This is a genomic window from Paenibacillus sp. FSL K6-3182, from assembly GCF_037976325.1.
Lineage (GTDB): Bacteria > Bacillota > Bacilli > Paenibacillales > Paenibacillaceae > Pristimantibacillus.
The window spans coordinates 7,126,437-7,147,277 of sequence record NZ_CP150265.1; the positions used below are offsets into that span (position 1 = coordinate 7,126,437).

Annotated in this window: 18 protein-coding genes and 1 riboswitch; of the genes, 3 read left to right on the forward strand and 15 right to left on the reverse strand. The window is 45.2% G+C overall.

The features are described 5' to 3' along the window. Positions 1-3 precede the first annotated feature (3 nt). The 10 genes from MHH56_RS31160 to spoIIR form a co-directional block, all read right to left on the reverse strand. A complete protein-coding gene (locus MHH56_RS31160; RefSeq protein ID WP_339205414.1) occupies positions 4-927 on the reverse strand; it encodes an ABC transporter permease in 924 nt (307 codons plus the stop codon). Then, a complete protein-coding gene (locus MHH56_RS31165; RefSeq protein WP_076266265.1) occupies positions 924-1,859 on the reverse strand; it encodes an ABC transporter permease in 936 nt (311 codons plus the stop codon). Before MHH56_RS31165 ends, MHH56_RS31160 begins: the two co-directional genes overlap by 4 nt. A 134-nt stretch (positions 1,860-1,993) precedes the next feature. After that, entirely contained in the window at positions 1,994-3,676 is a 1,683-nt protein-coding gene (locus tag MHH56_RS31170) for a peptide ABC transporter substrate-binding protein (protein ID WP_076266266.1), read from the reverse strand. A 721-nt stretch (positions 3,677-4,397) separates the two neighbouring features. Next, on the reverse strand, positions 4,398-5,645 hold the full coding sequence (gene glyA / locus MHH56_RS31175; protein ID WP_339205415.1) for a serine hydroxymethyltransferase: 1,248 nt from the start codon (positions 5,643-5,645) through the stop codon (positions 4,398-4,400). A gap of 98 nt (positions 5,646-5,743) precedes the next feature. Further along, on the reverse strand, positions 5,744-6,349 hold the full coding sequence (locus MHH56_RS31180; protein ID WP_339205416.1) for a TIGR01440 family protein: 606 nt from the start codon (positions 6,347-6,349) through the stop codon (positions 5,744-5,746). 16 nt (positions 6,350-6,365) lie between these two features. Then, positions 6,366-6,824: a ribose 5-phosphate isomerase B gene (gene rpiB / locus MHH56_RS31185; RefSeq protein WP_076266268.1), complete on the reverse strand. Its 459-nt coding sequence runs from the start codon at positions 6,822-6,824 to the stop codon at positions 6,366-6,368. A 98-nt stretch (positions 6,825-6,922) separates the two neighbouring features. Beyond that, positions 6,923-7,003: riboswitch (ZMP/ZTP riboswitch) on the reverse strand. Between the two features lie 83 nt (positions 7,004-7,086). Next, a complete protein-coding gene (locus tag MHH56_RS31190) occupies positions 7,087-7,665 on the reverse strand; it encodes a low molecular weight protein arginine phosphatase (protein ID WP_076266269.1) in 579 nt (192 codons plus the stop codon). Positions 7,666-7,807: 142 nt separating this feature from the next. Beyond that, on the reverse strand, positions 7,808-8,368 hold the full coding sequence (locus MHH56_RS31195; protein ID WP_339205417.1) for a manganese efflux pump: 561 nt from the start codon (positions 8,366-8,368) through the stop codon (positions 7,808-7,810). 123 nt (positions 8,369-8,491) lie between these two features. Further along, positions 8,492-9,553, reverse strand: a complete 1,062-nt coding sequence (locus MHH56_RS31200; RefSeq protein WP_339205418.1) for an L-threonylcarbamoyladenylate synthase — start codon at positions 9,551-9,553, stop codon at positions 8,492-8,494. 124 nt (positions 9,554-9,677) lie between these two features. Continuing rightward, positions 9,678-10,445: a stage II sporulation protein R gene (spoIIR, locus tag MHH56_RS31205; protein WP_339205419.1), complete on the reverse strand. Its 768-nt coding sequence runs from the start codon at positions 10,443-10,445 to the stop codon at positions 9,678-9,680. 184 nt (positions 10,446-10,629) lie between these two features. Here spoIIR and MHH56_RS31210 point away from each other — a divergent pair, with 184 nt between their 5' ends. Both MHH56_RS31210 and MHH56_RS31215 read left to right on the forward strand, forming a co-directional pair. Beyond that, positions 10,630-11,502 (forward strand): RNA polymerase sigma-70 factor, encoded by an 873-nt coding sequence (locus tag MHH56_RS31210; protein ID WP_339205420.1) that lies wholly within the window; start codon positions 10,630-10,632, stop codon positions 11,500-11,502. Between the two features lie 167 nt (positions 11,503-11,669). Beyond that, positions 11,670-12,107 (forward strand): carboxymuconolactone decarboxylase family protein, encoded by a 438-nt coding sequence (locus tag MHH56_RS31215; protein ID WP_339205421.1) that lies wholly within the window; start codon positions 11,670-11,672, stop codon positions 12,105-12,107. Between the two features lie 753 nt (positions 12,108-12,860). On the opposite strand, the gene prmC is transcribed toward MHH56_RS31215, so the two are convergent. The 3 genes from prmC to ychF all read right to left on the reverse strand — a co-directional run bounded on the left by prmC (position 12,861) and on the right by ychF (position 16,459). Then, positions 12,861-13,811: a peptide chain release factor N(5)-glutamine methyltransferase gene (prmC, locus tag MHH56_RS31220; RefSeq protein ID WP_339205422.1), complete on the reverse strand. Its 951-nt coding sequence runs from the start codon at positions 13,809-13,811 to the stop codon at positions 12,861-12,863. Between the two features lie 237 nt (positions 13,812-14,048). Continuing rightward, on the reverse strand, positions 14,049-15,119 hold the full coding sequence (gene prfA / locus MHH56_RS31225) for a peptide chain release factor 1 (RefSeq protein WP_076266276.1): 1,071 nt from the start codon (positions 15,117-15,119) through the stop codon (positions 14,049-14,051). A 239-nt stretch (positions 15,120-15,358) separates the two neighbouring features. Further along, positions 15,359-16,459, reverse strand: a complete 1,101-nt coding sequence (gene ychF / locus MHH56_RS31230; RefSeq protein WP_076266277.1) for a redox-regulated ATPase YchF — start codon at positions 16,457-16,459, stop codon at positions 15,359-15,361. Positions 16,460-16,810: 351 nt separating this feature from the next. Here ychF and MHH56_RS31235 point away from each other — a divergent pair, with 351 nt between their 5' ends. Continuing rightward, the gene (locus MHH56_RS31235) at positions 16,811-16,954 is read left to right on the forward strand and encodes a hypothetical protein (protein WP_179089742.1); all 144 of its coding nucleotides are present in this window, start codon (positions 16,811-16,813) and stop codon (positions 16,952-16,954) included. Between the two features lie 93 nt (positions 16,955-17,047). On the opposite strand, the gene MHH56_RS31240 is transcribed toward MHH56_RS31235, so the two are convergent. Both MHH56_RS31240 and MHH56_RS31245 read right to left on the reverse strand, forming a co-directional pair. Next, positions 17,048-19,432, reverse strand: coding sequence for a YcdB/YcdC domain-containing protein (locus tag MHH56_RS31240; RefSeq protein ID WP_339205423.1), 2,385 nt, complete (start codon positions 19,430-19,432; stop codon positions 17,048-17,050). A 139-nt stretch (positions 19,433-19,571) separates the two neighbouring features. Next, a complete protein-coding gene (locus MHH56_RS31245; RefSeq protein WP_339205424.1) occupies positions 19,572-20,834 on the reverse strand; it encodes a phospholipid carrier-dependent glycosyltransferase in 1,263 nt (420 codons plus the stop codon). Between the last annotated feature and the right edge of the window lie 7 nt (positions 20,835-20,841).

Consider the following 20,841-nt stretch of genomic DNA (forward strand, 5'->3'; position numbering starts at 1 on the left):
CTCCTACTTCTTCATTTTCGGATCAAGCGCATCTCTCAGACCATCGCCAAAAATATTAAAGCAAAGCATCGTAACGCTTATAACTGCTGCTGGGAAAATCATTCTCCACGGATACAGTGTCCATGCTTTAATTGCATCATTTATCATCGTACCCAAAGACGCAGCCGGGGATTGAACACCTAGTCCCAAGAAGCTGAGGAATGCCTCTGCGAAGATCGCACTTGGAACAGTAAGTGTCAACGTTACGATAATCGGACCCATTGCGTTAGGAATAAGATGTCTGAATAGAATACGTGGAGTGCTTGCGCCGAGCGCTTGAGCAGCCATAACGTATTCTTGATTTTTGAGCTGCATGATCTGGCCGCGCACAATCCAAGCCATACTGATCCAACCGGTTATACTAAGCGCAAGCACGATCGTGAACATGCTCGGCTCTAATATGACAATCAAAAGAATGATAATAAGCATGCTTGGAATGGAGTATAGAACTTCACAGAAACGGTTCAATATCTCATCGACACGACCGCCGAAGTAACCCATAATTCCACCGATAATTACACCAAGAACCAAGTCTGCGAGTGCAGCATATATACCAACCTGCAGAGATATCCCTGCCCCCATCCAAGTACGGGTGAAGAGATCCCGCCCAAGATCGTCTGTACCAAACCAATAGGTAGCGTTAGGATTCAGGTTCTTTTCCTTCAAGTGATTCGTTTGAAAATCCTGCTCTGATATGATCGGGCCAAAAATCGCCATAAGGGTGACGATAAGCAGCACAATTAAGCTGAACATCGCTATTTTGTTGGAACGCAGACGCAGCCAAGCATCTTTCCATGCCGAGATGCTCTCACGAACAACTACTTCCGTGTGCTTCTCATCTTTGTTCAGCTTCGCGAATTGATCCGGCGTAAAGGTCTTATCCTTCATCCTTTTCCGCCTCCTCTTGTTAGCTTGATACGCGGATCGACAAAGCCATAAGCAACGTCAGTCAAGAAACGCGCAACCATCAGGATAATTCCATAAAATAAAGTAAGCCCCATTATGAGCGTATAGTCGCGGTTAGTAATACTTTGTACAAAATATTTCCCAATTCCACCTATACCAAAAATTTGTTCGACAACGACAGAACCGGTAATAATGTTAGCGGTCATCGGTCCGATATAAGTTACTACTGGCAAAATAGCATTGCGTAGAGCATGACGAACCAAAATAATGCGGCCGCTGAGACCTTTAGCACGAGCGGTCTTAATGTAATCAGCGGATAGTACTTCTAGCATCGTTGAGCGCGTCAGACGCGCGATAAATGCAGCTGGAAGAAACGAAAGCGCAAGAACAGGCATAATAAAATCTGTAGGATCGTTAAGTCCCGATACATTGAGCCAACGCAGCTTGCTGCCTAGGACGAACTGTAAAATTGATGCTGCCAAAAAGTTGGGAATCGATACCCCAAGCACTGCAATAACAATCGTGAAGCTATCCAAAAATTTACGATGATTAAGAGCTGCAACGATGCCCAGAATCAAACCTAATGCTAGCGACACAATAACAGCAAAAAGGCCGATTTGCGCAGAGTAAATAAAGCTTTCTTTAATAATGCGAGTAACGGACATATATTGCTGCTTCATTGACATCCCTAAGTCGCCATGAAGCAAATTGTTCAAATACATCAAGTATTGTTTCCATACCGGCTGATCAAGGCCGTACATTTGCAAGAGGTGCTCCCTTATTTTCTCAGGAATAGCCTTCTCCCTAATGAAGGGATCGCCCGGGATAATTTTCATAAGAAAGAACGTAGCGGACGCAAGAACAAACAACGAGACAAACATGGACAGAAACTTCTTGGATACATATTTTATCAACGCAATGGACACCTCCTTACAGAATATAAACAAGAAGTAATGCTAAAAAGTGATAAAGCCTGAATCTGTCAACAAGAAAGGGATATATGCGGACACCCCGCATATATCCCTAGCTTCAGGTGCTGGAAGGACGACTATTTCGCTTCGTAGAAACCTCTAGTGTAGTCGATGTCCCCTTTGTAGTCCAAGAAGATGTTCTTGAATCCAGGTTTAAGCATGTAAACGTTGCTGTAGTAGTAAATTGGCATGATCGGCATGTATTCCATAAGAATTTTTTCTGCCTCAGTCATAGCCGCAATACGTTCAGCTTGATCTCCGCTTGCATTCGCTTTTTTGATCAAAGCGTCGTATTCAGGTGAAGCAAAACCAGTATTATTTTGACCGCCGCCAGTTACGAACATATCCAAGTAAGTCATTGGATCGTTGTAGTCAGCTCCCCAACCTGCGCGAGCGATTTGATAGTTCATTGCAGTACGGTTTTTCAATAGAACAGCAAACTCTTGGTTCTCGATACCAACTTCGATACCAAGGTTTTGACGCCACATTTCAACGATTGCTTCAGCAATTTTCTTGTGGCCGTCGCTTGTGTTGAACGTCAATGTTACTTTAGGGAACTTAGCAAGCTTAAGCTCAGCTAGACCTTCAGCAAGCAATGTTTTTGCTTCGTCAACATTTTCAGTGAAGAAATCATCTTTTACTTCGTTACGGTAATCTTCTTTCAAACCGATGATGCCTGGTGGTACAAAACCAAACGAAGGAACTTCGCCGGCCATTGTTACGCTCTCAACGATTGCTTGACGATCAATCGCCATTGCAAGTGCTTTACGTACTTTTACGTTGTTGAAAGGAACTTCTTCTGTGTTGAATTGGTAGTAGTACGAGCTTGCGATACCTTTAGTAACGATCTCGTCTTTTTTAGATTCTTTTAGAACCGGAATTTGCTCAGCTGGGATTTCACCAGTTGGTTTACCCGTGTAATCAAGTTTGCCTGTCTCGTAGTTAGCAAGCTCAGTTGCAGATTCAGCGATCATTGTGAAGTCAACGCCTGCAAATTTCACTTGTGCTTTATCGTAGTAGTTTTCGTTAGGAACAAGCTTAATGGAAGTATTGTGCTGCCATTCGCTCATTTTGAAAGGACCGTTACCGATGATTGTTTTAGCATCAGCAGCCCAAGCCTCGTTGTCCTTCACAGAAGGATGAACAGGGTTGTAAACATAGAATGATGTAAGGCTCAAGAAGTATGGTGTAGGTGAAACGAGTTTAACTTCAAGCGTTTGAGCATCAAGAGCTTTGATACCCACAGCGTCTGTGTTTGTCGTTTTGCCTTCGTTATAATCTTGTGCGCCAACGATGTAGTAGAATTGGTACGCGTAAGTTGAACCTACAGCTGGATCAAGCGCGCGCTTCCAAGAGAATTCGTAGTCATTTGCAGTAACAGGGTCGCCGTTACTCCATTTTGCGTCTTTGCGGATTTTAAATGTGTAGGTTTTGCCGTCTTCTGATTTTACCCAGCTTTCAGCTGTTGCAGGAATGGATTCACCATTCTCGTTTTTACGAGTAAGACCCTCGTAGATACCAGTTGCAAGTGTACCTGATACGTTGTCTTCCATAAGTGCCGGGTCAAGTGTCGAAGGCTCAGAGTGAATGTTCATTCTGAAAACTTTCGCTTCGGATGCTCCTCCATTTGTAGCGCCGTTTGTTGCGCCGTTCGTAGCACCGTTGTTGCCTGTTTCTTCTTTAGGCGTACAACCAACAGCGACAATAGCAAGAATGAGTAAAGCAGCAATAAATGATAAAGCAGACTTTCTTGTTCTCATTGTAATCCTCCCGTTTTTTTTCTGCTCAGTTCAACATGGCAAAATCGTCCAACTTACTCGCTTTGTACACAAACGTTTGCATCTTCTTCTAGCTTGTCCAATGCAAATATACGTATCCTCTTGAGCAATGCTAAACATTTTCCCCATTTAAACAATGAGTTTAAATATAATAATAAATTTCACTATACAACCATGTTAATTATTTATCAAGAATATGTAAGCTGTAAATTTTTGTTTATAATTACTTTTATACACTGTTCTTTAACACATTAACGCGTTTATTCAATTAATTATTCTGTTGCGTTAATGCTGTACAGCGTTTATTCAGTTAATTATTTTAATAATATTTCACTTTAATATTTTTACAGTCATTTATTTACAAAAATAGCACTAATACTTAAAAATACAGATTAAATTGAAAATCCTTTATATTTCCATATTATTTTAAACTACATATATATTCCACAAATATATAATGTGTTTTTTTCGTATTTATACTATAACACAAATAATAACGACCATTATATTTAATTATTATTTTTCGGTCGTGCAAAATGAACGTTTTTTCATTTCAACATTGACGTTTGCTCATTTATTCCAAGCGGCTTTTAACTTTATTATTTTTTTTAGATATATTGTTTATGCACGGCATATAATCAAAAAAAGACCTATTCATGCATATGCACAAATAGGTCTTTTTTAATTAATAATATATTTATGATTAGTAAGTCATGCCAGGGTAAAGTGGGTATTGTGCCGTAAGATCACGAACCATGCCGCGCGCTTTGGAGAGCACCTCTTGATCTTGAGGGCTGTTAAGCACAAGTGCAATAACCTCAGCAATAACCTTCATTGCGTTCTCTTCCATGCCGCGAGCTGTCGCTGCAGGAGTACCAATACGAATACCGGATGTTACAAACGGGCTTGTTGGATCAAACGGAATGGCATTTTTGTTAACCGTAATGCCTACTTCATCAAGCACATGTTCTGCTACTTTTCCTGTAATGTTCAGGTTGCGCGTGTCGAGCAGCATCAAGTGATTGTCTGTTCCGCCAGATACGATATTAAAGCCTTTTGCAACAAGCTCTTCCGAAAGAACTTTAGCGTTCTTAACAACTTGTGTTGCGTATTGCTTGAATTCAGGTTGAAGCGCCTCGCCGAAAGCTACTGCTTTAGCAGCGATAATATGCATCAAAGGACCGCCTTGCGAGCCTGGGAAAACTGCTTTATCAATCGCAGCAGCCCAAGGTTGACGACAAAGGATCATACCACCGCGAGGTCCGCGAAGGGTTTTGTGCGTTGTAGTTGTTACAAAATGCGCATGAGGCACTGGGCTCGGGTGAAGGCCTGCAGCAACCAAACCAGCGATGTGAGCCATATCAACCATAAACAATGCGCCTACATCATTAGCAATTTTGCCAAGCTTCTCGAAATCGATTGTGCGCGGATACGCACTTGCGCCCGCAACGATCAAACGAGGACGGTGCTTGAAAGCAAGCTTGCGAACTTCTTCATAATCAATAGTGAAGGAATCTTCTTGTACACCATATGCAACAAAGTTATAAAGCAATCCAGATGCATTAACAGGGCTGCCGTGTGTCAAATGTCCGCCATGTGCTAGATTCATACCAAGCACAGTGTCGCCAGGCTGCAAAGCTGCAAGGTAAACAGCCATGTTCGCTTGTGCGCCGGAGTGTGGTTGCACGTTCGCATGCTCAGCGCCAAAAAGCTCTTTCGCACGGTTGCGGGCAATATCCTCTACGATGTCAACATGCTCACAACCGCCATAGAAACGTTTGCTTGGGTAACCTTCTGCATATTTGTTCGTCAAAACGCTTCCCATAGCTTCCAATACCGCTTCGCTAACGATGTTCTCGGATGCGATAAGCTCGATATTGTCACGTTGACGAGTAAGTTCTAGTCCTAGAGCTTTCAATACTTCTGGGTCTTGTTTGCGCAAATTTTCCATGATTAAATTCCTCCTCAAATTAGATAACCTTTATCAAGCAAAAACGTCTTCGGTGTCCTTTAGACGCTGAAAATCAAAAAATTATGGCTATAAATCAACTATTCGCAAGTTCCAGCAGATTGCTCCGCCGTTATATTCTCGCTGAGCTCGTATACTGCTCGGGAGCCGCCTATTAACTTTGGCCTTGTGATAGCCATCGTGACATGCGCTCCGCCAATTTCACGAATCGTCGGACGAACGGGAACAGCCACCCGCTTCAAATGCATACCGATAAACGTATCACCAATATCGATGCCCGCATGCGCCTGCACCGTTTCCACCAAACAAGGCTCCTTCAGCTGACGATAGGCATAGGCTGCCATGGAGCCGCCCGCTTTAGGCACTGGCACTGCACCTACAATATCAAGCCCCAATCGTTCTGCGGAAGGTTGATCAATGACAAGCGCGCGATTCAGATGCTCACAGCATTGATAAACGGGAATAAAGCCAACTTCGCTGCGAACCGCTTCAACGCCTGCGTAAATTTGTGCAGCCGTTTCAATGGTTCCCGAAGTGCCAATGCGATGACCAAGCACCTCACTAGTACTTACACCGATTACTAGCAGCTGACTCATACCAAGCTTGCCTGCCGCTGCCAGTTCCCTAACAATTTGCTCAACCTGTTCTGCAATGCTTCCTAGCTGTACGTTTTCGTCTACGTTCATTGCGAATGCCCCCTAATTAGGACTGGCTGCTGTACTGTTCTTCAATTTGTTTCACTTTACTAACACGACCGACATGACGTTCTCCATTTGAGAACGGCGTTTCAAGCCATATGCGAATAATTTCGAGTGCCACTCCAGGACCGATCACTCGTTCCCCAAGCGCCAAAACATTTGTATCATTATGCTCCCGAGTGGCTTTGGCTGAGAACATATCATTCACAAGCGCACAGCGGATGCCGCGTACTTTATTAGCCGCAATCGACATGCCGATACCTGTTCCACAAATGAGTATACCGCGCTCTGCTTTGCCGCTCGTAACAAGGTCGCATACGGGCAATGCATAGTCCGGATAATCGACGGATTGGTCACAGTTGCAACCAAGATCTTCAATTTCATGACCAAGCGATTGAAGAAACGGTACAACTTCATCCTTCAAACGATAACCTGCATGGTCAGCACCAATAGCAATTTTCAACGCAAAAGACCTCCTTAGAAATGAAACATCACAGTGCTAGTATACCTATTTTTGCCCAAAAAGACGAAAAAAGAGCAAGACATGCTTATTAGCATGCTGCTCTTTGCCCAGGCGACCGGCCGTATATTCCGATGCTCCACCGTGGTTACCCACTTCCGTCGCCAGTTACATCGGAAACCGTATATTGTCATTTTATTATATCTTATACAGCTATAAAAATCAATCGAATGGGAGCAAAAATGACTTCTGCAACCCTAAATACTTATCTTTTGGCAAGCTTGTCCAGCAGCTTGACGAGCGCGTCCTCTATTTCGTTAGCACTGCTGCTGTATATAGCAAGCGAGCCTCCGAAAGGATCAACGATGTCAAAGCTTGGTATGCGACGCTCCAGCTCAAGCAATCGTCTTCTCTCGCCAGTCGTCAGCTGTTGGCCAAGCGCCTGCTTCATATGAAGCTCTGTATAGAGCTGCTCCAGCTCCTCAATATCCGCGAGCACTTGCGCGTCTTGATTTGCATATTCCTTTAACGTATAGATTTTGTCGACCGCTTCGGGATGCCATTGCAGCAAACCACGCTTATGATTTACCGTCATTGTCAAAATAATATCAGCCCAACCAACCGCCTCGCTCGTCAGCGCCAGCGACGTGCTCTTATGCTCGATGTCCCGTTGCCTAAGCGTCTCCACCGCATGAGCTGACACGGGCAGTCCATCAATAGTAGATATGCCTGCGGAGCGAACGGCTACGGTGATCCCTCTCAGAGCAGCCATTCGGCGAAGCATAGCCTCTGCCATCGGTGAGCGGCATGTATTGCCTGTACATACAAATAAAATACGTTTCACACTGCCAACTCCTTTTTGCACGTTATTCCAAGCTGTTCAACGATTAAGCGAAAACACTTGCAGCGTTCCTTAGATGCTAAATCAGCTTTGACTTGAAATTTAAAATAAGACTGAAATATTGTTCTGCTTTCTTACTTATATTCTAAAAGATAAACAAGATGCCGAACACGAACAAAATTCCTCCGCCTATGGCCTCTCCATATTCGCCAAGCTGACCGCTGACTTTACGCCCCAGCATTAAACCGCATATCGACATCAGCCCGCCGAGCAGACCGATAAGTAAAACCGTCATCAACATGTTTGCAGCGAACATCCCAAGTGTAATGCCTACCGAGAACGAGTCGATACTGACGCTAAGCGACAGAACGAGCAAGCCCCATAAAGATTTATGGTCAAAAGATTGAACCGCCTCGCCGCGCAGCGAGCTATAAATCATATGTCCGCCGAGCAGCACTAGCAAAATGCCTGCCGCAGTCGTGGCTACATCCCCAAGCAAGGAGCCGACGTATTGACCTGTGAAAATACCTGCCAGCGGCATGATCATATGAAACAATGCAATTACAATGCCAAGCTTCAAAACATCTCGCAGCCTTATGCCTTTGAGCCCTATTCCGAGTCCCAGAGAAAATGCGTCTAGACTGAGTGCCACCGCAATAATAAGCAGCGTCAAAAACTGTCCAGCTTGTAATTGTGCTTCAATCACAGCCTATCTCCCCCATGTCCGCTTGTAGTCTTTACCAAACATATGCGGACATGAGGACAAACATACTAGTGCGGTTTCAAGCTAATTTTGCTTCAAAAATGATCGTTCCCCTTACAGTGCTTTCTATACACGAATAATTCGGTTTCCAGCCGCTTTGGCTAACCGATTCATCAGCGCAGCGCCGATGCCATGCTCCGTGCAGCCTTCTGCCCAAATACGCTGAGCGCCTGCCCCGTCAAAATCTCGCAATGCCGCATAAAGCTGATGGGCTGCTGTGCCAAGCTCCGCCTCGCTGCCTAATGAGAAAACATGATCTGCATCGTAGCAATTCAATCTCTCTTCGAAAGCAAGTACGCCAGTTACCTCGCCGCGCTTCTTTGCAGCTTCTACTTGATCTCCAATATACGCTGCGACAGCTTCAAATTGGCCTTGCACAAGCTCAAGCTCCCCTTGTGGCGCATAATGAGTATATTTCATGCCTGGCGATCGCGGAGCCGACTCCGGTTCTTCTATCGAGGCACTATCAATCAACGCATGGGGTGCCGCTTCTTGAAGCGCTTCGCGCGTAATGCCGCCTGGCCGTAAAATACGAATGCCATGCTCGCCAGCAAGCTCAATTACAGTAGATTCCAGGCCAACGCCTGTTGCACCGTCATCAACAAGACCATCGATCCGCCCATCCAGATCCTCCAGCACATGCTCAGCAAGTGTTGGGCTTGGCCTTCCAGAACGATTGGCACTTGGTGCAGCAATTGGACAATCTGCGATCTCAAGGAGCGCAAGCGCTGTTCTATGATCCGGTATTCGAATACCAACGGTAGACAGTCCTGCCGTTACGAGCGGCGATAACGCATCCTCACGAACGGGCAGTACAATGGTAAGTGGTCCTGGCCAAAACTGTTCCATCAACGATGAAGCCAGCTCAGAATACGGCAGCACCAGCTCATCTAACTGCTTGCGACCCGCAATATGCACAATGAGAGGGTTGTCCGATGGACGTCCCTTTGCGGTGAATATCCGCTCAACCGCCGCTGAGCTGCGAGCATCCGCGCCAAGCCCATAAACCGTCTCTGTAGGGAAAGCAATAATACCGCCTTCTCTTAATTGGCTGGCAGCTTCCGATAATTGTTCACGCAGCTGAGAATCATGAGCCTGCTTTACGCGCCATACATTTGTTTTAGTCATCTCTATCCTTCAATCCTTGCTCTTAATTGAAATTGTTCATTCATTCGTTATTATAGCATAAGCACCCGCAAACAAGCAGAAACGACAACTGCACCAATACATTCAAAGGTGCAGCTGTCGTTTCTTATGAAAACAATGATTTAATCCAATTGATAAAAGATTCGATCATTTCCCAAATAAAAAATTTTGCTTCCGGCGCTTCGCCTTGGGAAGGAGTATCTGCCGGAGCTGCTGCTAAGGAAGCTGTCTTAGCCGCTGCAGTTTCCGATTTCACTACTGACGCTTGCTCTGTCTCTGCTCCAGCTGATGCTGCTGATGCTTCACCGCTTACAGCGTCGATAAAACATAACGGAGGGAACAATACGCACCACCAATTTTGTCCGCCGCCTTCGCCAAGTGTAATACGAAGGGCTTCATAGTCGCCAGCGGGGTAAACTTGATTGCCGTACATTTTTGTCGGGAACGGTACCATTCCAAGCTCTGCGGACGAGCCATATTCAAAGCCGCGGCTCTTTAGCACTTCCGCTGTAATGCGTTCAATTTCAGGCATATTTGCGAGAATCGTCTGACGTGCTTCCTCAATCGTCTGAGGTCCTGTCACCCAGCTATTCATCGCTTTAACGATTTCATCCCGGACAAGACGTTTCACGACTTGATCAGCAGGATTATCGGAATTGGCTAAAATACGAAGGCGAATGGCTTCCTGCGGAATTTCTCCGCCTGCAACCGCAGCATCCATTTGCTGAGCTTCCCAGCTCATAATTAAAATGATAAGTGCAAAAATAATAAAACCATATGATTTGCGATAAACAAATTTATTAGCCTTACCCGAATTAGAATGAGCGGATTTAGAAATATTGGAATAGGAATGAATAGAATAATGGCTGGACATATAACACAAGCTCCTCTCGTCGCACCCGTCAGTGCGTCTGCTTGCGTTCCGGAACGTATCTATCCGTCATTATGTCCGTTATGCTTAATATATAAACCTATCAATCTATCTATTTTTTATCTTATCGCAGACGCTCTTCTAGCAAGTTATAATATTTTCAATAAATGAGAAGGATGGATGAAAAATGGATTTTCAAAAAACTTATGCAGCGTATCGGCCGTTGCTCCATTCCATTGCTTATCGGATGCTTGGCACATTCAGCGAGGCCGAGGATTTGGTCCAGGATGTGTTTGCAGACTACAGCCTTTTGGACCCTAGTGAAATTAAAAATGAGAAGTCCTATCTCGTTCGGATGCTCACTAACCGCTCGATCAATCTCAGCCAATCCGCGCGCAAAAGAAAAGAAGTATATGTTGGACAATGGCTGCCCGAACCAGACGTCAGCACCGTAAAACAAGACCCTGCTGAAATTTATGCGGAGCATGAAGAGATTTCCTACGCGCTGCTTGTCATGCTTGAGCAGCTTACAGCCGTTGAACGGGCAGTGTTTATTTTAAGAGAATCACTTCAATACGATTATGAGGATATTGCTTCCTGCTTACATAAAACGACAGCAAACTGTCGTAAAATATACAGCCGAGCCAAAGAGAAGCTTCAGGAAGATAGATCGATGCTACCCATAAACACGGATAAAGCCGAGACCCTCGCTGTTGCCTTCATGGAAGCAGCTTCCTCTGGAAATTTCGAGAAACTGATTTCTCTTTTATCCGAAGAAGCGATTCTTGTCTCCGATGGAGGAGGCAAGGTACGTGCAGCTATTTTCGCTATTATTAGCAGAGAAAGAGTCATCGCCTTTTTGAAGGGTGTTATTCCGAAGACCTTCTTGGGAGATAGCCATCAATTCGCTGACGTGAACGGACAAGCTGGTGTCATCGTTAACCAAGCCGGTATGCCAAGAAGTGTTATCAGCTTTCGGCTCGATGAGGAAGGGCAGAAGGTTGAGCGGATTTATGTCATGTTGAACCCAGATAAGCTGAAGCATGTTCGGATCGAATGACCATTTGAAAATTTACGAACCGCCAATCGCGAACACAGCATGACTAAAGTATGACTAAACAAAGACGACTAAATAAAAAAATTTTTAACCTTCTGTCACAACCGATAACTGTGTTTTGTCTTAGAGGATGAAAGCAAATAATTAGAACATAGAGGAGAATGAGGAACATGACAGAAAGAGTCCAAATAGCAAAAGAAATACCTGCTGCATATCAGGCAATGAGCGGATTGGAGAAATACCTAGGCACTACGAGCATCGACAAGCAGCTGCTAGAATTGATTAAAATTCGCGCATCGCAAATAAATGGCTGTGCATTCTGCATTAATATGCACACGAAGGACGCTAGAAGCTTGGGCGAGACTGAGCAGCGAATTTACGCATTAAGCGCTTGGCGCGATACGCCTTACTTTACGAAGGAGGAGCGAGCGGTACTCGCTTTGACGGAGGCTGTCACAGTCATTACGAAAGAGCATGTGCCCGATGCAGTATATGAAGAAGTTGCCCGGTATTTCGAGAGCAAACAAGTCGGCGAGATTATTATGGCTATTATTACGATCAACGGGTGGAACCGTCTTGCGATAAGCACCGGTATGATGCCGGAATAAGTGTGAGCGGATAAAATCGGTGAAAAAGCGCTAAGTGATGGGTTGCAGTGAAAATAAGCCTAGTATATAGGCTTATTTTTGCGTGTCACATAAAAAAATGCGCTAAATGATGTGTTCGAGCGAAAATAAGTCTAAAAAGTAGGCTTATTTTCGTCAAAGGAGCTGTTTTCTCGAAAATAGAGCTAGAATGTAGGCTAATTTTTACATGTCACATACAAAAACGCGCTAAATGATGTGTTCGAGCGAAAATAAGTCTAAAAAGTAGGCTTATTTTCGTCAAAGGAACTTTTTTCGCGAAAATAGAGCTAGAATGTAGGCTAATGTTTGCTCATGAGCTACAAAAAAGCACTAAATGATGCGTTCCAGTGAAAATAAGACTAAAATATAGGCTTATTTTCGTCAAAGGAGCTGTTTTCTCGAAAATAGAGCTAGAATGTAGGCTTATTTTTACATGTCACATACAAAAACGCGGTAAATGATGAGTTCGAGCGAAAATAAGTCTAGAATATAGGCTTATTTCCGTCAATGGAACCCTTTTCTCGAAAATAGAACTAGAATGTAGGCTTATGTTTGCTCATCACCCGCAATAAAGCGCTAAGTGACATGCTCCGGCGAAAATAAATCTAGGAAATAGATTTATTTTGCTGAGCCCAGTCAGGCTGCTGCTTGAAAATGGCTGCTTTAAATGAAACAGAGGCTTTCCCGAAGTAGATAAATCTACTTTTGGGGAAGCCTCTTTTGCTGCAAGCGAAGTTAACTCCTTGTTGCAATGACATGGCGCTCGATTCCAGCGTAGTCACTGATGATTCGAATGTCGTCCCATTGCGACATTTCGCGCATCATGTCGGCAACGATGCGAGGCTGGCCCATACCGAGCTCGAATGCGACGATGCGAGGCATTTGCGCGAGCAGCGGAAGCTGCTCCAGCATGCGCCGGTACGGGATCAACCCGTCCGGCCCGCCTTCTAGCGCGAGATGCGGCTCATAGTCGCGAACTTCGCGCTGCAGCTCTAACATATCCGCCGCCGGTATATACGGCGGATTGGATACTAGCACGTCGATGCGAAGCTCGCCGTGCTGCAGTTCACCCTGCTCATGCCCATGTACAAATGGCATGAGCAGGTCGCCCTGCACGAATGTCAACCGATCCGCCGCATCATGGCGGATCGCGTTCGTGCGGGCGACTGCCAGCGCGTCCGGCGATAGATCGGACGCGCATACGCGCCATGCGTGACGCTGCGAAGCTAGCGTCACGGCGATGGCGCCGCTGCCTGTGCCGACGTCGACAATGGTCGGCGGCTGCATATCCCCTGCAATCAGCGCAGGGGGCCAAATAAGATCAGCTGCCTCAAGCACAGCCTCGACGAGCAGCTCTGTTTCCGGACGCGGAATGAGCACGGCAGGCGAGACTGTAAATGGCTGCCCATAAAACCATTGCTCACCAATAATATATTGAACAGGCTCCCCAGCAGCCTTACGACGTATGAGGTCTTCCCATTCTGCTAACCGCTCTGCAGGAAATAACTCACTGCCATCACGCAGCAATGCCGCTCGATCCATATTCAGCAAATGCATGAGCAGAAGCTCTGCATTGTTGCGCGGTTCTTCCACCGCTTCCGATTGCAAAATCGCTGTCGCTTGCATGCAAGCTTGCCGCAATGTTAATGGCGCAACAAACCATTGCTCCTCCGAATGCTTGCTCATCCCTGTATCGCCCTTCCCACTTTAAAGTAACTTCCTTCTCCTTCATGCAGCAACTATAGCCTCTTTTGCCATTACCGCCTCACAGCTAGCAGTACATTCGACAATAATTCACTGCAATGTCCAATCTATTTATGCGCTCCACACGACCATTTGCCTTGCCTTCGCTTCCCCAAACCGAACAAAACGCCAGACCGCTGATTGCTTATTGTAAGCAACCAGCGACCCAGCGCAAATTTGTTAAGCCATTTCACGTTCCATAAGATCAGCTTGCTCTGCAATCGTCAGGGAGGAAATAACCTCTGTCAAATCGCCGTTCATCACTGAATCCAGCTTATGAAGCGTTAATCCGATACGGTGATCCGTTACACGGCTTTGCGGGAAATTGTATGTGCGAATACGTTCGCTGCGATCTCCCGTTCCAACCTTGCTCTTACGCTCGCCCGCATACTTTGCTTCTTCCTCTTGACGGCGAACATCAGAGATACGTGCACGAAGCACGGCAAGTGCCTTCGCTTTGTTCTCATTCTGTGATTTGCCATCTTGGCAAGTCGCCATAATGCCGGTTGGAACGTGCAATACACGTACCGCGGATTTCGTCGTATTAACGGATTGACCGCCCGCTCCACTGGAGCAGAACGTGTCCACGCGAATATCCTTGTCGAAAATTTCAATCTCCACATCTTCAACCTCAGGCATAACAGCTACCGTAGATGTTGATGTATGAATACGGCCGCCTGATTCCGTTACTGGAATCCGTTGTACGCGATGAGCGCCGCTTTCGAATTTCATCTTGCTGTACGCGCCCTTGCCCGTAATCATAAAAATTACCTCTTTAAATCCGCCAACGTCGTTCTCGCTGAAATCCATTAGCTCTACACGCCAGCCTTGTGCATCAGCAAACTTTGTATACATACGATATAACTCATATGCGAACAATGCTGCTTCGTCTCCGCCAGCCGCACCGCGAATTTCGACAATAACGTTCTTGTCATCATTAGGGTCCTTCGGCAATAGAACGATACGAATTTGCTCATCAAGCTCAGCTTGGCGTTTGCTCAATTCGTCGATTTCCATTTTAACCATTTCACGCATTTCGTCATCGAGTTTCTCAGCTTGCATCAGCTTAGCGTCGTCCAGCTGCTCGGTAACTTGTTTATATTCCGTAAAGGCATCATATGCCTCTTGTAAATCCGACTGCTCCTTGGAAAGCTCTCTAAGCCGCTTGGGATCACTGGATACATCTGGATCACACAATAGCTCACTCAGCTTCTCATACCGGTCTGCGAGTGCTTGTAAACGGTCAAACACGATCATTCACCTCTGTTTATTCCATTAGGATAATGTTCATTATACCATATCATCGAGTTTCTATCGACTGCTGGTTTCGATTTACAGCCAGCTAATCATGCCCATTTTTACGAACCGCTTCATTCTTCATATACCAGGCAACCGCCATTGGTTACTGAGCATCCAGCATGAATCTTGATTGCAACAAAACCCTGTAAGCGCAAAGCTGCACTTACAGGGCTCTATTATTCCCCTAATATTTACACGTTAAAACGGAAATGGATAACATCGCCGTCACGAACGACATATTCTTTGCCCTCAAGACGAACTTGCCCCTTCTCACGAGCCGCTACCATCGAACCCGCAGCTGCAAGATCTGTAAAGGAAACAACCTCAGCACGAATGAATCCACGTTCGAAATCGGTATGAATAACGCCAGCCGCCTGCGGCGCTTTTGTTCCACTGCGAATCGTCCATGCTCGAACCTCTTGTACACCGGCTGTGAAGTAAGTGTATAGGCCAAGAAGCTTGTAAGCTGCACTGATCAAACGGTTCAAGCCCGACTCCGACATGCCAAGCTCCTCAAGGAACATTTCTTTGTCTTCGCCTTCAAGCTCGGCAATCTCAGCTTCAACCTTCGCGCTGATTGGCACAACTTCAGCACCTTCAGCAGCTGCGAATTCGCGTACTTTCTGTACGTACTCATTGCCGTCTGAATTTGAAACCTCGTCTTCGCTCACATTAGCGGCATACAAAACCGTCTTCATTGTAAGCAAATGCAAATCACGGACAAGCAGCTTCTCATCATCGCTCAGCTCAAGGCTGCGAGCAGGCTTATCGTTGTACAACGCTTCCTTGATGCGTTCAAGCACTTCGATTTCTTGAGCAACTTTTTTGTCTCCGCCCTTAAGGTTTTTACGTGAGCGTTCAATCTTTTTATCAACAGAATCAATATCCGCCAAAATAAGCTCCAAATTAATCGTTTGAATATCGCTAATTGGATCTACCTTGCCAGATACATGCGTAATGTTATCATCTTGGAAGCAGCGAACCACATGAACAATGGCGTCTACCTCACGGATATGCGCCAAAAATTTATTGCCCAATCCTTCGCCTTTGCTTGCACCAGCAACCAAGCCGGCAATATCGACAAACTCAAACGCTGTAGGCACGATGCTCTTAGGAACAACGAGCTCAACCAGCTTGTCCAAACGCTCATCCGGTACTTCAACAACACCAACGTTAGGATCTATTGTACAAAAAGGATAATTGGCAGATTCTGCCCCTGCTTGCGTAATTGCGTTAAACAATGTTGATTTGCCGACGTTGGGCAAACCTACTATTCCTGCTTTCAATGCCATGCTATAAGACACCCCTATTTTCCCGAAAGTAAACAACTCCAGCTATTATACCCCAGCGTCACCTACTTTGAAAGTGCCATCCGTTAAGCCTAAACGGCATTTGATGGCTTCCTTGGCAAATGAAGACGGTTTTCTGATCGATAAAAGCATTGCAAGTTGTGAAAACCTATAAAACTCTGCATTTGAACAGCCGTTTGTTTTTAACCCGTTTTATACCCCTAAACGATATTGTATTTGTGCCTCGCCGCAAGATAGTCACTTCTGAGAATGATAAGCCGCGCTGCGGAAATACTATGTTGGCGCTGGCTTAAGCTGTGCACACAAGCACCTAAAATTTGAGGAGGCAAGCTTATGGAAAATCAGACTCATAAGGGTAATTACAAAGGAACGACGAATATGAAAGCCAAAAATCAAGATATGGCATTCGTAAATGATACCATTGAGGATACAAAATCTGTAACAAATTTCACCTCTAAAAAGAAGAAAACGGATTAAAGGATAACTTCCGAGCCCTTATCTATAAAAAACCTGGGTTCTGCAAGCGTATCATCCACTTGTAGAATCCAGGTTTCTTGTATTAAGAATACATTACATCCGAAGCGGCGCTTCTTGCAGCTCTGCGCGCGATTGAAGGTAACGGAAAAACGCTACCGATGCTTCGCCTCGCGTCACTTGTTTCTTAGGCAAAAACTTGCCATCTGATAAGCTCATAATTTTGAGACCTACAACAATGGCTGCCTGCCCCTTATTCTGGATCTGATCCGAGTCTTTAAACGAGGCTTTAAAAATATGATCATAATTCGCAAGCGCATTATAACCAAGTGCTCGCACGATCAGCTCCGCCATCTCATCACGTGATACTTTACCGCTAGGGTTAAAGGAGCCATCCCCAACATCTATTAAATTTTGTTCCAATGCACTTTCAACATAAACGAAATAGCTGGAATCCGCAGCTACATCATTAAATGAGGCTTTACCACCAAGCTGATTACTGAAGGACATCGAGAGCGGCGATACTCCGCTGCTGCGCGCTAGTACCAGCATTTTAATCAGCTCTCCGCGTGTAACCGCCTCATTAGGACGCACAAGACCATCTTTCACATCAAGCGCTTTGTATGCAACCATTAGTTCAAGCTGACGCTGTGCAAAGTGTCCATCAATATCCTTAGCCTTTGGCTTCTCGAGCTGTGTGACATCACCTGTTTCCCGATTTCGCCAGCCGCCCGTCACTGCATCGAGGAACACCGACTCATCCATAAGCTTAGGCACTAATTGGTAAACTAGTTCTGCTTCTGTCTTTCTATCCACTTCGTCGCCTCTTATTTCACCTGAAGCAATCATCAGCTTATATTTCTCAATTGGAATAGGCTGCCCGTTCCATGTGAAGCTTTGCACAAGCCGATACGTAAGCTGTGTTCGGTAATAATTCAGCCAGCTGTCAACTGCCTGCTCCTTCTTAATCAAGGCAGGAGCCTCAGCTGGATATTCAAAGTTCGACAAATTAGCATCGTAATTTACAACTTCCCCAGTGCTTGAATGTATCGACAAGTTAATGTTGTCATATTCAACCACTGCGCCATAGATTTTGTGTACAAAATTGAAATAGTATTGACTAGGTTGCCCTGCGACAATTCCCTCATATTGCTTCGGATCAGGTTTGACCAGATATAGCTCATCCGTTAGCCATGGCAGACGTTTCTTAATTGCCTCTACCGCTGCTGTAGTCGCTTGCTCTAGCGTCACCTTTGTCCCGCCTGATTGACTTTGTTCGTTATACATATACGTATTGAAATGGCGAACCTCTCCAGTGCGACCGTTAACGGAAGCTGAAGCTGAGCCCACTTCCTTGCCATCCTTTTTCACTGTCCAATTCAGCTGCCAATAGGCTTCGGTTTCACCTGTGCTCTCATTGCTATTTTCACTGTAGTTGGAACCGTTCAGCTCCACCCCTGCCGGCAGCGCAAAAGCAGCTTTTACCGCATCTATCGCTTGCTTCTCGGTAACTGCCCCCGCTTTCGGCTTTTCGCCTAAAGGTTTCTCGGATATAGGTGTTTCCGATATCGTTCCCGCTCTAAAATAACTGTCTCTCGACTGATCCTTTAGCTGGCCAGTCACCGCATCGATCGATATAGGCTGAAGCTCATAACTAAGCAAAGGTTTCCTTTTCCCCTGCATATTGTAAGGCACGATATAAGCTAACAGTGGAGCTGCTGCTGCTCGCAGCTTTTCATTTGCCTCTGCTGCCGACAGCTTTGCATCTACTTTTGGGAAAACAATTGTATCATCCCACTGCAAGGAAAATCTTCGGACATGCCCTTCACTATCCACTTCAAGCTCTATGTAGTTATCTACATAGGGTATGTCATTCACCAACCGATCATAACGAATGGAATGCACAACCTCACCCGTTAGCGGTGGACGCAGTTGAACACCATAGTCAGGATTGTATTGAATTTGTCCTTTATAATCAGCTGCAATTTTATCTATGAATTGGAGCGCAATCTGCTGTGCGGCATCACGTTCAACCTTAAGCGGATACGTTGGTTTGGCAGATGGGTTATCGGTATAAGAGTTGAACTCAAGAAGCTGACCTTTATCCGCATGAATACGAACGTAGATGCTTCCCAAATGTTTGCCGTTCACCTTCTTCACGAAATCCAGTCCCCAAGCATTGCGTTTGCCGCTAGCCATCACTTCCATATTAAGACTAGCTCCTTGGAGGACATACTCCTTCGGAATGCTTACATACTGCCTCGCTAGCGCTTCCGCTTTCTCCTTCGTTATTGCTACATCAACTGGAGCTGCAAATCCTTCTTTCATGATGTCTCCTTCCGACGATGGCACGGCTTTTGCTGCTGCATTCGTCACTGCTGGCTTGTTTGAGCTTTCAGCAAATGCCGTTGCTGGCAACATACTCATAAGCATCGCTGTGGATAGCACTACCGCAAGCCTCTTTCGATGATTGATCCTCACTGCTTCACCCTCCAATGCTTTTCCAATTTATTCATAAATTAGACGCGCCATACAATGTGGAAGTTGCACAATAAGCGAAAAAAGACTGCTCAAGGCACTTGTCCTTTAGGCAGTCTTTTACAATATGCAGTTAAAACTGCTACGCCGTTTTTCTACGTTCAATATATGCCCATATTTTTTGCAAAATATAAATACCGAGCCAAGAGAACAATATAATAAACAGGGGCATAACGGTAAAGTTATAACGATATTCCGGTACGAACACAAGTCTAATCATCGTCATGACGAAGATGACCACCGCCAGCATGGCTGCAGGATGTCTCCATCTCCATATAAGCGCAAGCAGCGGAATAATCGTGCTGTATATAATCAGTACATGCAAGTATGCTACCTTCGGATAAGCATGGTACAAAGGAGCATGTCCCGAGCCGAAGAACATATGCGTATAAGTATATTTAAGCTTTCCTACCGTATACCATTTTACATATTTCCAGGTTTGCTGCGTGAAGCCTGCTTTGATGCGCGCCCATGCAACCTCATCCTGTGTCAATCCCGTTGGATCAACGATCTTGTCTGTATAATCTTTATTCGGATAAGTACCCGCTTTGAATGGATTGGACTGTGAAGCAGTCAATACAAACTCATTTAATGAAACGACATTCCTTATCCACCAAGGGAGCATCGTAGCTGATAGGCAGAGCCCCGTAATAACACCCATTAATAGAACTTTTTTGAAAATAGCCCATTTGGATATGACCTCGGTCTGCACACCCGATTTCTTCTTGTACCATTTCTGAAGCAGAAATACTCCGTACAAAGGAACAAAAATCGGTAGAAATTCCGCCCTAACAAGTACTGTCAGGCCTAACAAGATACCCGCTAGCGCAGCATCGCGCTTTCGTTCGGTACGAAAGGCATATAACTGCAAAGACAGATAGGCCATTAAGAGAAATAATGCGAGCGTTTCTGTGAGAACTGCTCCATTTGCCCAAATAAAGGGATGATAAATTGCACTAATAAAAAACGCTACGATTGCCACCCATTTGTTTCTTGTTGCCTGCATCGCAATCATATAAATGATAATGAGTGTAGCCATGCTAATTAACACCTGTACCCAACGAATAAGCGGGAACGGCTCTACGCCGATTTGATCAGCCACTAAATACATACCCGTCATAAATAGTGGATAACCCGGTGTTACCCTTGCATTTGGAACCTCTTCCTTGTAGGCGTAAATGCCTTCATCAAGCAACCGGTGCACCATCTCATCGTAATACTTCGAATCATGTGAAATGTTATGTTTGACCGATGTAAGAAAATCAACCCTCAGCCACAAGGCAAGCATAAAAATAAGAACGATCGCTATCGTCCATGCTTTGTTTTTCCTAACCCATTCCACCACGTAAATT